Source organism: uncultured Neglectibacter sp., from assembly GCA_937958185.1.
In the GTDB taxonomy this organism is placed as follows: domain Bacteria; phylum Bacillota; class Clostridia; order Oscillospirales; family Acutalibacteraceae; genus Acutalibacter.
The window spans coordinates 15,417-27,561 of record CALFFN010000019.1; the positions used below are offsets into that span (position 1 = coordinate 15,417).

The 12,145-nt window shown below is 58.6% G+C and carries 13 protein-coding genes; 9 read left to right on the forward strand and 4 right to left on the reverse strand.

Annotated elements, in window-relative coordinates; all coding sequences use genetic code 11:
* Positions 1-242 precede the first annotated feature (242 nt).
* Genes yfbR through AB8996_RS05040 form a run of 4 tightly spaced genes read left to right on the forward strand, consistent with a single transcriptional unit; the run spans position 243 to position 5,358 of the window.
* Positions 243-890: a 5'-deoxynucleotidase gene (gene yfbR, locus AB8996_RS05025; RefSeq protein WP_369297880.1), complete on the forward strand. Its 648-nt coding sequence runs from the start codon at positions 243-245 to the stop codon at positions 888-890.
* Between the two features lie 22 nt (positions 891-912).
* The gene (dusB, locus tag AB8996_RS05030; protein WP_369297881.1) at positions 913-1,929 is read left to right on the forward strand and encodes a tRNA dihydrouridine synthase DusB; all 1,017 of its coding nucleotides are present in this window, start codon (positions 913-915) and stop codon (positions 1,927-1,929) included.
* Positions 1,926-4,496 carry a DNA polymerase I gene (gene polA / locus AB8996_RS05035; protein ID WP_369297882.1) on the forward strand — a complete coding sequence of 857 codons (2,571 nt, stop codon included), beginning with the start codon at positions 1,926-1,928 and terminating at the stop codon, positions 4,494-4,496. Before dusB ends, polA begins: the two co-directional genes overlap by 4 nt.
* 7 nt (positions 4,497-4,503) lie before the next feature.
* Positions 4,504-5,358 (forward strand): putative RNA methyltransferase, encoded by an 855-nt coding sequence (locus AB8996_RS05040; protein ID WP_369297883.1) that lies wholly within the window; start codon positions 4,504-4,506, stop codon positions 5,356-5,358.
* A gap of 54 nt (positions 5,359-5,412) precedes the next feature.
* Here AB8996_RS05040 and AB8996_RS05045 read toward each other — a convergent pair whose 3' ends face one another.
* The 4 genes from AB8996_RS05045 to AB8996_RS05060 are packed head-to-tail and all read right to left on the reverse strand — an operon-like array spanning position 5,413 to position 7,418.
* On the reverse strand, positions 5,413-6,084 hold the full coding sequence (locus AB8996_RS05045; protein ID WP_369297884.1) for a hypothetical protein: 672 nt from the start codon (positions 6,082-6,084) through the stop codon (positions 5,413-5,415).
* A gap of 24 nt (positions 6,085-6,108) precedes the next feature.
* Positions 6,109-6,705, reverse strand: coding sequence for a DUF2589 domain-containing protein (locus AB8996_RS05050; RefSeq protein WP_369297885.1), 597 nt, complete (start codon positions 6,703-6,705; stop codon positions 6,109-6,111).
* 12 nt (positions 6,706-6,717) lie between these two features.
* Positions 6,718-7,146 (reverse strand): hypothetical protein, encoded by a 429-nt coding sequence (locus tag AB8996_RS05055; RefSeq protein ID WP_369297886.1) that lies wholly within the window; start codon positions 7,144-7,146, stop codon positions 6,718-6,720.
* Entirely contained in the window at positions 7,137-7,418 is a 282-nt protein-coding gene (locus AB8996_RS05060) for a hypothetical protein (protein ID WP_369297887.1), read from the reverse strand. The genes AB8996_RS05055 and AB8996_RS05060 overlap by 10 nt, the downstream gene beginning before the upstream one ends.
* 150 nt (positions 7,419-7,568) lie before the next feature.
* Here AB8996_RS05060 and AB8996_RS05065 point away from each other — a divergent pair, with 150 nt between their 5' ends.
* The 5 genes from AB8996_RS05065 to ilvN all read left to right on the forward strand — a co-directional run bounded on the left by AB8996_RS05065 (position 7,569) and on the right by ilvN (position 12,133).
* Entirely contained in the window at positions 7,569-8,024 is a 456-nt protein-coding gene (locus tag AB8996_RS05065; protein WP_369297888.1) for a low molecular weight phosphatase family protein, read from the forward strand.
* Positions 8,025-8,059: 35 nt separating this feature from the next.
* Positions 8,060-8,506, forward strand: a complete 447-nt coding sequence (gene rimI / locus AB8996_RS05070) for a ribosomal protein S18-alanine N-acetyltransferase (protein ID WP_369297889.1) — start codon at positions 8,060-8,062, stop codon at positions 8,504-8,506.
* 347 nt (positions 8,507-8,853) lie between these two features.
* Complete coding sequence (gene tsaD, locus AB8996_RS05075; RefSeq protein WP_369297890.1) at positions 8,854-9,870, forward strand: tRNA (adenosine(37)-N6)-threonylcarbamoyltransferase complex transferase subunit TsaD; 1,017 nt, start codon at positions 8,854-8,856, stop codon at positions 9,868-9,870.
* A gap of 78 nt (positions 9,871-9,948) precedes the next feature.
* On the forward strand, positions 9,949-11,601 hold the full coding sequence (gene ilvB, locus AB8996_RS05080) for a biosynthetic-type acetolactate synthase large subunit (protein ID WP_369297891.1): 1,653 nt from the start codon (positions 9,949-9,951) through the stop codon (positions 11,599-11,601).
* A 61-nt stretch (positions 11,602-11,662) separates the two neighbouring features.
* Positions 11,663-12,133, forward strand: a complete 471-nt coding sequence (gene ilvN / locus AB8996_RS05085; protein ID WP_369297892.1) for an acetolactate synthase small subunit — start codon at positions 11,663-11,665, stop codon at positions 12,131-12,133.
* Positions 12,134-12,145: the final 12 nt, after the last annotated feature.

A 12,145-nucleotide genomic window follows, 5' to 3' on the forward strand; every position in this document is an offset into this window, starting at 1 on the left:
AGAAAAAAAGTTTCCTGTCAGGAAACTTTTCTGAGAAACAGACAGGTTTTTTCGCAATTTCCGTGCTTTTTTCCATGGGCAGCCCGGAAACACTTTGCCTTGCCGTTTCCGGGAAAATATAGTATACTGAATTTATCTGCCGGAGAGCAGAGAATAGACATTGGGAACGGGAGAAAAACTGCCCGGTGAAGCGGACCTGAGACCGAATGGGCGATAAAACCGGAACGTAAGGGGAAAATAACATGTATCCTTTTTTTGCTATGCTGTCCCGTATGAAGTATATCAACCGCTGGGGGCTGATGCGGAACACCCGCAGCGAAAATATCTGTGAGCACAGCCTGGAAACGGCGCTGGTCGCCCATGCGCTGGCGATCATTGGGAATGAAAAATTCGGGAAGCAGTACGACCCGGAGCGCGCCGCCGCCCTTGCCATGTTCCACGACGCGTCTGAGATCATCACCGGGGACATGCCCACGCCGGTAAAATATCATTCGGAAGAAATTCGGAACGCCTATGCCGAGGTGGAGGAAATGGCGGTGGAGCACTTGGTTTCCATGCTGCCGGAGGAGCTGCGCGCCCCGTATCGAAAGCTTATGACCATGAACGGCGAGCAGGACACGGCGCTGAAGCCCCTGGTCAAAGCGGCGGACAAGATTTCCGCCGTGATAAAATGTGTGGAAGAGCGCCGCAGCGGCAACCATGATTTCCATAAGGCGGAGCAGACCATCACCAAAGCCATCAGCGAGCTGCATTTGCCGGAGGCGGACTATTTTATGAAGGAATTTTTACCTTCCTATGGGCTGACGCTGGAAGAACAGGACTACACCAGGGAAGCAGGGCTGAAATTCGCGGAAAGCTCCCAAATGGTATTTTCCAAGGTGTTGAAATAACGAGGAAAGGGACGAAGCCTTTTTGAAGATCGGGACGATAGAAATTACGGGCAGAGCAGCCCTTGCCCCCATGGCCGGGGTGACCGACGCCGCCTACCGGCAGATCTGCCGGCAGATGGGCGCCGCTTATACCGTGACGGAAATGATCAGCGCAAAGGCGGTGGAATACGGCGACAAAAAGACCGCCGCCCTGGCGGACATGAGCAAAGACAGGCGCCCGGTGTTTTTGCAATTATTCGGCGGCGAGCCGGAGACGCTGGCGCTGGCGGCGGAAAAGCTGCTGTATTTGCAGCCGGACGGCATCGACCTGAACATGGGCTGCCCCGTGCCGAAGATCGTGGGGAACGGCGCAGGAAGCGCGCTGATGAAGACCCCGGAAAAATGCGGGGAGATAGTGGCGGCGGTAAAACGGCGGGTGACGGTGCCCGTCACCGTAAAAATGCGCGCCGGCTGGGACAGAAACAGCGTCAACGCCGTAGAGGTGGCGCAGCGCTGCGAAGCCGCCGGGGCGGACGCTGTCTGTATCCACGGGCGCACCAGGGAGCAGCTCTATCAGGGCAGAGCGGACTGGGAGATCATTCGCCGGGTAAAGCAGGCGGTGGGTATCCCCGTGATCGGGAACGGAGATGTGGCAGACGCGCAGTCCGCCGCCCTTATGCTGGAACGGACTGGCTGCGACATGGTGCTGGTGGGCAGGGGAGCGCTGGGGAACCCATGGATATTCCGGGAAATCAACGCGTACCTCACCGATTCCTGCCGGATACTTCCCCCGCCGGGGCTGGCGGAGCGCATTGTGGTCATTCGCAAGCACATCGGGCTGCTGTGTGAGGAAAAAGGAGAGGACCGCGGTATGCGGGAAGCGCGGAAGCACGTGGGCTGGTACGTCCACGGTCTGCGGGGAGCGGCGGAGTTCCGCCGCCGGGCAGGGGAGCTTTCCACCCTTGCCGATTTGGACCGCCTGTTAAGAGATATTTACGAAGCCAATACGGACGAAAGCATGATCTGCCACCGAAACGGAGAAGGGGGAACCACACTGTGAAATTATTGGTACTGGACGGCAACAGCATTTTGAACCGCGCCTTTTACGGCATCAAGCTGCTTTCCACAAAAAACGGGGATTTTACCAACGGCATTTACGGGTTCCTCACCATGCTGAAGCGGCTCCTGGACGAGACCGCGCCGGACGCCGTTGCCATTGCCTTTGACCGAAAAGCCCCCACCTTCCGGCACAGGCAGTACGCCGGGTACAAGGCGAACCGCAAGGGAATGCCGCCGGAGCTTGCCCAGCAGCTGCCCGTGCTGCAGGAGCTGCTTTCCGATTTGGGCTATCATATCGTTTCCTGCGAGGGCTGGGAAGCCGATGATATTCTGGGCACCCTTGCCGCCGTTTGTGAAAGCTCCGGCAATACCTGCCTCATTGCCACCGGCGACCGGGACAGCCTGCAGCTGGTTTCCGACAGCACCTCCGTCCGGCTGGCGACCACAAAATTCGGGCAGCCGCAGGTGACGCTGTACGATGAAGCGAAGATCCGGGAGGATTACGGCGTCACGCCCCATCAGATGATAGATTTGAAAGCCATTCAGGGAGATTCCTCCGACTGCATTCCCGGCGTGGCAGGGATCGGTCCGAAAGGGGCGGGGGAGCTTGTCCAGAAATACGGCAGCGTGGAATATATCTACGACCATCTGGGCGAGCTGGACATCAAGCCCGGTATCCGGGACAAGCTGGAAAAATCCCGGGAAAACGCCTTTTTGAGCTACGATCTGGGCACCATTCGGAAAAACGCGCCCATCGACACGGAACTGACCCATTATGTAAAAACAGAGGGAGACCCTCAAAAGGCGGCGGCGACCATGGTGAAGCTGGAGCTGTTTTCCCTGCTGGAAAAATTTGGGCTGACCGCCGGGACGGCGGCAGAGCCGGAAGCTTCCGCCGCTGCGGAGCGCCCGGAGGTAAAATCCCTTTCCGAGGGAGCTTCCCTGCTGCCCAGGCTGGAAGATGAGGGGGCGGCGTATTTCACCTGCGCCTGGGACGGGGGAGAGCTGAAGGAACTCATTTTCGCGGTGGAAAACAGGCTGTACCGCACCGCGCCGGGAGAGGCGTTCCTCCGGGCGTTCCTGAAAAGCGAAAAAATACGGAAATTTACCCACGATACAAAGCTTTTGCACCGCCGGGCGCTGGAGCTGGGCTGCAAGCTGGAAGCTGTGGCGTTCGACACGGCGCTTGCCGGCTATCTGCTGAACCCCTCCGCCTCCGGCTATGACGTGCCCCGGCTGGCGGCGGAATACGGCGTGACGCTGCCGGACTTTGACGAGCCGGAATTGAACTGCGCCGCCGCCATGCCCGCCCTTTGCGCCGCGCTGACAAGAGCCATCGACGAAAACGGGCAGCGGGAGCTGCTGGAGACCATTGAAATTCCCCTGTCCTATGTGCTGGCGCAGATGGAGCACGTGGGCTTTTATGTGGACAGAAGCAGCATTGAGACCTACGGCGAGGAAATGGAGCGGCAGGTGGCGGAGCTGCGGGACTCCATTGTGGCGCAGGTGGGGTACGATTTCAACATCAATTCCCCCAAGCAGCTGGGCGAGGCGCTGTTTGACAAGCTGGGGCTGCCCCACGGGAAAAAGACGAAAAGCGGCTGGTCCACCAACGCGGACGTGCTGGAAGAGCTGCGGTACCTCCACCCGGTGGTGGACGAGGTGCTCCGCTACCGCACGGTGGCAAAACTGAAATCCACTTACTGCGACGGGCTGCTGAAGGTCATCGCCCCGGACGGGCGCATTCATTCCAACTTTAACCAGACCGAGACCCGCACCGGGCGTATCTCCAGCACAGAGCCAAATTTGCAGAATATCCCCGTCCGCACGCCCATCGGCAGGGAGCTGCGGAAATTCTTTGCCGCGGAAAGCGGCGTGCTGGTGGACGCCGACTATTCCCAGATCGAGCTGCGGGTGCTGGCGCACGTGGCAAACGACAGCGCCATGCGGGAGGACTTTTTGGCGGGCAGGGACATTCACAGCTCCACCGCCGCCAGGGTGTTCGGCATGCCCCAGGAGATGGTCACGGGGGAAATGCGCCGCCGGGCAAAAGCGGTGAATTTTGGCATCGTTTACGGCATTGGCGCGTTTTCCCTGTCCAAGGATATCGGCGTTTCCGTGAAGGAAGCCGGGGACTATATCAAGGAATATCTGAAAAACTACTCCGGCGTGGATTCCTATATGCAGCAGGTGGCGGCGGACGCCAAGGAAAAGGGCTATGTGGAGACCATTTTCGGGCGCCGCCGGTACCTGCCGGAGCTGCGGAGCACCAATTTCAATATGCGCGCTTTTGGGGAACGCGTGGCGCGGAACATGCCCATTCAGGGCGCGGCGGCGGATATCATCAAAATCGCCATGATCCGGGTCTGCAGCCGGTTGGAGCGGGAAAACTTGCAGGCGAAGCTTATTTTGCAGGTCCACGATGAATTGATCGTGGAATGCCCGGAGGAGGAAGCGGAGCAGGTGAAACAGCTTCTCACGGAGGAAATGGAGCAGGCGGTGGCGCTTTCCGTGCCCATGGTCGCCGACGCCCACGCCGGAAAGACGTGGTACGATGCAAAGGGCTGACAACGGTATGGCAGAGCAGGTCATCGGGTTTTGCTGCCCCATCTGCGGCGGCGGGCTGACCTGCCGGGGGCAGGCGGCGGTGTGCCCCTCGGGACACAGCTTTGACCGGGCACGGCAGGGGTACTATCACCTGCTGCCGGCAAATAAGATGCATTCGAAAATTCCCGGCGATACCGCGGAGATGGTACAGAGCCGCCGGCGGTTTTTGGAGCGGGGCTATTATCAGGATTTTCAAAAAGAATTATGTAAACTTGCGGTGGAATGCCTGCAAGGTTTGCCGCCGGAACAGCTGCCGCCGGAACAGGCGGTCATTCTGGACGCCGGCTGCGGCGAGGGATATTACACCGGGGCGCTGCGCAGCGCCTTTCCTCAGGCGATCCTCTGCGGCTTTGACATTTCTCGGTGGGCGGTGAAAGCGGCGGCAGGAAAGTATAAGGGCATTTCCTTTGCGGTGGCAAGCAGCTTTTCCATTCCCGCGCCGGACAGCTTCTGCCATCTGCTGATCGACATTTTTTCACCGCTGGCACAGGCGGAATTTGCCCGCGTAGTGAAGCCCGGCGGCTATTTCATTTACGCCGTGCCGGGGCGGCGGCACTTGATGGGGCTGAAGGAGATCCTGTACGAGCAGCCCTATGAAAACGAGCGTCAGGACACGGAATATCCCGGCTTTTCCTTTGTGACCCGCCGGGAGGTGAAGAAGGAGATTTTTCTTCCCGATGCTCAAACGGCGCTGGACCTGTTCGCCATGACCCCCTATTACTGGAAGACCGGGATAGAGGGCGGCAGCCGCCTGAGGGAAACCAAAGGCTTCTCCACTGAGATTTCCTTCGATTTTCTGATCTATCGAAAGGAAAGACCGTAAAAAAAGCCGTCCTGCTTCAGGAGCAGGACGGCTTTTTGCTTCTCACACCCGGGATTATCGCAGCAGGCTCCCCTGCGCGTTGCTGCATCGGTCACAGTGCGGATAAAGGAACTGACTCGACTGAAGAGAACCGTAGGTCACGGCAGCAGGCGGGGCGCTCGGCGAATTGGACAGCTGCTGTGCCAACGCCTGTGAATTGGTCTGGTAGAGTACGCCGTCCCGGTAAAACTCGTATAGAATGCAGTTTTTCCCCTTTTCCTGTATCCGAAAAGCAGCGTGCCCCAGCTTGCCGAAAATGCCCTGTGCCATCTGGGCTGGATCACACAGCAGACGGTACAGTACGGTGGGGGGCTGATGGTCGCCGATCAGGGAATACAGCCCGGTAGGGGTGGGGACGCCGCCGATATTCTGATAGATTTCCCGGATCGGCTCGTGACAGCTGTGGCAGCGCAGCTCCAATCCGGCAAGGGCATAGATGGCAGGCAGCTTTTTGGCGTTTTTCGTAGAAGTGCCGGAGGTATGTACGCCGATCACGGGATAGCTGCCATCATTCGGGTCGGCAGGGAACATATACTTGATCAGGTCCGCTTCGCCGATGAAATCGAAGCGGCTGGGCTGACTGGGCTGGCTTGGCTGGCTGGGCAGGGGAAAAAGGAACGCCCTGTTCCTTTTGGCTGGGTCAAGCTGCGGGTCAAAGGTGGAGGGACCTCCATATGTTCTGCTCATGGGTAGCCTCCTGTTCTCCGGGTTTTATTCCTTGGTGATGGGTTCAATGGAGGTGGCAAACAGGGCGGTGAGCTTTGCCATGCCCTCTGTGGGCGGCTGCTGGACAGCCCTGGCGTGAATGGTGTACTTCGCGGAATTATCCGTGCTTCTGGTGTGGGAATTGTTTGCCGATACGTTTCCTGTGATGGAAGCGCTGCAGCCCCAGAAATTCCAGCTTTCCGTGGTGGAGAAGGAGGAAGAGGAATCGCTGGTGTCCACCGTGGATTCCTTTACTTCCATATTGAAGTCCACCGTTGTCTCGTCCATGGTAAAGGCAGGCAGGGGGACAAGGAAGATCAGCGGCACATTCAGGGTCATGGTCTTTGTGGTTTCCTTGCCCGTTACCTTGTCGATGATCAGCCGGTCAAAGGTAAGGGGGACCGTTCGCATTCCGCTGTCGGGTTTTGTGGGGTCGAGATACGCCAGCTCAAACAGCTGGTTGATGTAAACCTGACAGAGCGCAAGCTGCCCCTTGGCAACCTCCAGAATGGGCTGGCAGATCAGCAGCCCAAGCGGCAGACCGGCAAAGGCTTGGGTCACGTCGTTGGGGTCCTGTTTGTTAGTGGTCAATTCAGTTGACATAATATCCTCCTTTTACGAGAGCATTTTGACAGAATGTTCGTTGACTCTGGCGATCCCCTCCGGCGCGGCTTCCCGGCAAAAAGACAGGGAAAGCTCGCTGTAGGGAGAATGGAGGGCGTCCTCACTTTCCGGGGGCTTGATATCCAGCCCCAAGTCCCCGTTTATGTCGCAGGGCTGGAATTTCAGCTTGATGTTCACTGTATCCAGCTCCATGACATTGTGATGGTACAGGGCCGTCAGCGGCACCTCCAGGATTTTCCCGGAGGCCGTTCCCAGCGGCAGGCGGATCTGCCTTTCAATGGGCGAATATACCGGGTTATCCGCCGAATCCTTTTGGTAGCCCTGAAAATACAGCTCCATGGCGCTGTCCTCCAGCGCCCGGCGGGCCTCCTGTACAGAGCTTCCGATAGATGTGAGCAGGTCGGTCAGTTTTACTTCCATATCCGTTCAATCCTTCCTACCGAGCTTTTTTGCAACCCGTATTTTTCCAGCAGGCGTTGGAGATCAGAGCCGACCTCCATCACCTGATACTGTCCCTTTTCCGGGACATTTTTAATGACCGCGTATCTGCCCAGCACACCGGGTGTTCCGTCCACGGCGATGCTGCGGTCATCTCCCAAGTCGGAAATAAACAGCTCCCCATCGGATAACGTCATCGCTTCGATAGCTTTCACCTCCTTGTCCGGCTGGTCAAAGTATATGCTCCTGTCCATGCCCTTAGAAGGAGGGAGTTTTTTGGGAGAGAGAAAATGCCCCGCGGAAATCTGGACAAGCAGGGTCAGGGTATGTTATACTGAAAATGTACTTATGATGATTTGCCGGTGCTTTTTGAACCGGCAGGACGATAGAAGAAGGATTCTTTCATGAAAGTGCTTTTTGTCTGTACCGGCAACACTTGCCGGAGCCCCATGGCGGAGGGGATCTTCCGCTGTATGATGCAGGAAAAAGGATTAGGGGAACGGGTGCTGTGCCAAAGCGCGGGGCTTGCTGCCGTAGAGGGCAGCCCGGCGGCGGAAAACGCCGTGATCGCCTGTGCGGAGATTGGCGTTTCCATCTCGAACCATGAGGCGCGGCGCATGACCGGGGAAGAGATCCCGGTATGGGACCTGTTTTTCACCATGTCGAAGACCCATGGATACATTCTGGAGCAGGCAGGCGTCCCGGCGCAGAAGATCTATATTCCCAGCTACATTGAAGACCCCTTTGGACAGGAGCTGGAGGTGTACCGCCGCTGCCGGGACAAGCTGCGGGAGGAACTGGAAATTTTCTTTCAGGAATGCGTGTCGAAGCTGCTCCCCTTTGAGCAGGACGCTTCCTGAAGGTCGGAAAGTGGGAGAGTATGGAGATCGTCCCCATGAAAACGGAACACACCGCAGCGCTGGCAGAGCTGGAACAGCTCTGCTTTTCCCGCCCATGGAGCCGGGAAGCCCTGCTGGAGGAACTGGATAATCCCGCAGCCGTTTTCCTGACAGCGGTGGAGGGAGAAACTGTGATGGGCTATGCCGGAATGCACTGTGCCTGCGGCGAGTGCTATCTGGACAATATCGCCGTATTCCCGGCGCATCGCCGCCGGGGCGCGGCAAAGGCGCTGCTGCTGGCTTTGGAGGAAGCGGCGAGCCGGAGAGACGGTGAATTTCTGTCCTTGGAGGTGCGCTGCTCCAACCGGGAAGCCATTGCTTTATACCGGGGGCTCGGTTTTCAGGAAGCCGGCAGAAGGAAAAATTTTTACACCGCCCCCCAGGAAGACGGATTGATTTTCACGAAAGTGCTGTCCCGACTGCCGAGGGGAAATACTTTGTAGTTTGCGCCTATTGAAAAAGCTGCCGAGAAGCTTTTTCAAGGGGGACTAACAGGGGGGACGGAGTCCTCCCTTGTTAAAAAATAAAAAATCGCGTACAGCAGCCCCAGCGAAAGCGTACCGACTACCCTACGCGAAAGCAGGCGTTTTGGGAAAGAAAAACCTTTACAAGGATAAACTCACATTCGGAGATGAAATTATGTTGATACTGGGAATAGAAAGCTCCTGCGACGAGGACCGCAAAAAGAACCCGTGCCGGGTTCTTTCTTGGAAATTCCCTTGCGGGAATTTCTCGATTGAAAGTACCGCATCGGCTTATTGAGCACAAAATTTTAAGTGGAGATGGGAGTATGTTAATACTGGGAATAGAAAGCTCCTGCGATGAAACCGCCGCTGCGGTGGTGGAGGACGGCAGAACGATCGTATCCTCCGTCATTGCGTCGCAGGTGGAGGAACACCGCATTTACGGCGGCGTGGTGCCGGAGATCGCTTCCCGGCGGCACAGCGAAGCCATTGTGGGCGTGGTGCGGGAAGCCATGGAGCAAAGCGGCAAGCGCTGGGAAGACTTGGGCGCGATTGCCGTCACCTATGCGCCGGGGCTGATCGGGGCGCTGCTGGTGGGGGTGAATTTTGCCAAAGGGCTTTCCCTTTCCACCGGGCTCCCCCTTGTCCCCGTACATCATCTGCGGGGGCATATCGCCGCGAATTACCTCACCTCCCCGGATCTGGAGCCGCCGTTCCTCTGCCTGGTGGTGTCCGGGGGGCATTCCCACATCATTCAGGCGGACAGCTACACCCAGCTGCGCGTGCTGGGGCGCACCAGGGACGACGCGGCGGGAGAAGCCTTTGACAAAGCCGCCCGCACCATGGGCATTCCCTATCCCGGCGGCGTGGAGCTGGACAAGATCGCCGAGACCGGCAACGACCGGGCGTATGCCCTGCCCCACCCCAAGGTGGAGGGCGCGCCGCTGGATTTCAGCTTTTCCGGGCTGAAAACAGCGGTCATCAATCTGCTGCACAATGCAAAGCAGAAGGGCGAAGAGATCAATGTGCCCGATCTCTGCGCTTCCTACCGCCGGGCGGTGGTGAGCTGCCTGACGGAGAATTTCAGGAAAGCCGCCGATGAGACAGGGGCGGACAAGCTGGTGATCGCCGGGGGCGTTTCCGCCAACCGTCTGCTGCGCCGGGAAATGACCGCTTTGGCGGAGCAGACCGATAGAAACCTCTATATGCCGGAGCTTTCCCTGTGCGGGGATAACGCCGCCATGATCGCCGCCCAGGGCTATTATGAATTTCTGGCGGGCAATACGGCGGACATGAGCTTGAACGCCGTGGCACAGTGCGACATTGCCCAGCGTTCCAGATAAAAAGGGAGAGCATTACGATTTGCCCCGGCGGGAAAATGTCAGCTCGTTGTAAGGAAAGAAAAGAAAGGGGTCAGCGCCATGTTGAGCGGAGCGGAAGCAATGGTGAAATGCTTGGAGGAGGAAGGGGTAGAGCTGGTTTTCGGCTACCCCGGCGCTGCCATCTGCCCGTTTTACGACGCTTTGTACCATTCCTCCATTCGCCATGTGCTGGTGCGTTCGGAGCAGAACGCCGCCCACATGGCGTCTGGCTATGCCCGGGCGGCGGGGAGACCCGGCGTGTGCATTGCCACCTCAGGACCCGGCGCGACCAATTTGATCACGGGCATTGCCACCGCCTATATGGATTCCATTCCCATCATCGCCATCACCGGGCAGGTGAATCTGGAACAGCTGGGGCGGGACGTGTTTCAGGAAGCCGACATTACCGGCGCCTGCGAATCCTTTACGAAGCACAGCTATCTGGTGACCTCCGCGGAGGACTTGCCCCGGGTATTCCGGGAAGCCTTCCACATTGCCGCCACCGGGCGTCCGGGTCCTGTGCTCATCGACGTTCCGCAGGACGTGCAGGAGCAGCTGCTGGAGCGTTTCCGCTACCCGGAAAAAGCGGATATCATCGGCTATAAGCCGAATTTGTCCGGGCACCCCATGCAGATCAAAAAAGCGGCACAGGCGATCGGCAGCGCCAAGCGCCCGGTCATTTGCTGCGGCGGCGGCGTGGTGCTTGCGGGGGCGAGAGAGGAAATGAACCGTTTTGCCCGGAAAACAGGCATTCCCGTGGTTTCCACCATGATGGGGCTGGGGGCGATGTCCAACACCGGCAGCAGCTGGGAGATCGGCGCGGGGCAGGAAGGCGTTGCCTACCTGGGCATGATCGGGAAATTTGGCAGAAGCTACGCCAACCGCGCCATCGGCGAAGCGGACTTGATTTTGCTCTGCGGCGCCCGCGTGGGGGACCGCGCCATCGCGCTGCCCAATCAAATTGCGGAGCAGGCAAAGATCATTCATATCGACGTTGACCCGGCGGAGATCGGGAAAAATATGCGGGTGGACATTCCCATTGTGGGGGATATCCGGCAGGTGCTGACCGCTTTGGAGGAACAGGTGCAGCCTGTGGACTGCCTGGAATGGCGGCAGCAGGTCATGCAGTATAAGAACCAGTTTGTTCCCAGGGGCGAGGACCGGGAGGACGCGGTGGAGCCTCGCTCTTTCCTGCGCACGCTGTCCCGGCTCATGGACGAGGACGCCATTTTGGCGGCGGACCCGGGGCAGTGCCAGATCTGGGCTGCGATCAATTTCACCCAGCGTTCCGGGCGGTTCCTCACCAGCGGCGGCTTGGGCACCATGGGCTATGCGCTGCCCGCCGCACTGGGGGCAAAGCTGGCAAAGCCCCGGCGGCAGGTGGTTGCCATCTGCGGCGACGGCGCGTTCCAGATGAGCCTCAGCGAGCTTGCGGTCATCTGCGCCTGCCACGTGCAGCTGAAGATCATCGTCATGGACAACCGGCGGCTGGGAATGGTGCGGGAATATCAAAATCTCCGCTATGGGGGGCGGCACATTGCCACCCATATGGACGGCAACCCGGATTTTGTAGCGCTGTGCAAAGCCTACGGCATTCCGGCGGCGCTGGCGGAAAACAACGCCCAGGCAGAGGAGCTGGCAAGGGAAATGCTGGCGGCGCACACGCCCTATGTCCTGGTCTGCCGGGTGGACCCGGAGACCCCGAGCATTTGAAACAATGGGCTGTCAGGAAATGGTTCCCAGCTTTCTATCCGAAAAAATGGAGTGAATTTTTATGAAATACACGCTTTCCGTGCTGGTGGAGAACCGCCCCGGCGTTTTGTCCCGGGTGGTATCGCTGTTTTCCCGGCGGGGGTACAATATCGACAGCCTGGCGGTGGGGGCGACGGAAAACCCCGGCGTGTCCCGCATGACCATTGTAGGGCAGGGGGACAATTACATTTTGGAGCAGGTGGAAAAGCAGCTCAATAAAATCGTCCCCGTCATCAAGGTGCGCTCTTTGGGGGCGGACGCCGTGCGGGCGGAGCTGATGCTGGTGCGCATTGGCTGCGATACCCAGAGCTTTGGGGAGATCAACCAGATCGCCGCCCTGATGAAAGCCGAGGTGGCAAGTGTCAGCAGGCATTCTGTAACGCTGAAATTTGCCGGCGACCCGGAAAAATGCGACACCCTGTTCGACCTGGTGCGCCCCTTCGGCGTGAAAGAGGTCACCCGTACGGGGGTCATTGCCTTGGAGCAGGGCTGAGCCTGTTCGGTG

What these genes read in the sequence shown, in the direction of transcription:
- ilvB (WP_369297891.1), top strand. Translation starts at nt 9,949, where the DNA reads ATGTTGAGCGGAGCGGAAGCAATGGTGAAATGCTTGGAGGAGGAAGGG.
- rimI (WP_369297889.1), top strand. Translation starts at nt 8,060, where the DNA reads ATGAAAACGGAACACACCGCAGCGCTGGCAGAGCTGGAACAGCTCTGC.
- AB8996_RS05045 (WP_369297884.1), bottom strand. Translation starts at nt 6,084, where the DNA reads ATGAGCAGAACATATGGAGGTCCCTCCACCTTTGACCCGCAGCTTGAC.
- yfbR (WP_369297880.1), top strand. Translation starts at nt 243, where the DNA reads ATGTATCCTTTTTTTGCTATGCTGTCCCGTATGAAGTATATCAACCGC.
- AB8996_RS05040 (WP_369297883.1), top strand. Translation starts at nt 4,504, where the DNA reads ATGGCAGAGCAGGTCATCGGGTTTTGCTGCCCCATCTGCGGCGGCGGG.
- ilvN (WP_369297892.1), top strand. Translation starts at nt 11,663, where the DNA reads ATGAAATACACGCTTTCCGTGCTGGTGGAGAACCGCCCCGGCGTTTTG.
- AB8996_RS05055 (WP_369297886.1), bottom strand. Translation starts at nt 7,146, where the DNA reads ATGGAAGTAAAACTGACCGACCTGCTCACATCTATCGGAAGCTCTGTA.
- AB8996_RS05065 (WP_369297888.1), top strand. Translation starts at nt 7,569, where the DNA reads ATGAAAGTGCTTTTTGTCTGTACCGGCAACACTTGCCGGAGCCCCATG.
- AB8996_RS05060 (WP_369297887.1), bottom strand. Translation starts at nt 7,418, where the DNA reads ATGGACAGGAGCATATACTTTGACCAGCCGGACAAGGAGGTGAAAGCT.
- tsaD (WP_369297890.1), top strand. Translation starts at nt 8,854, where the DNA reads ATGTTAATACTGGGAATAGAAAGCTCCTGCGATGAAACCGCCGCTGCG.
- AB8996_RS05050 (WP_369297885.1), bottom strand. Translation starts at nt 6,705, where the DNA reads ATGTCAACTGAATTGACCACTAACAAACAGGACCCCAACGACGTGACC.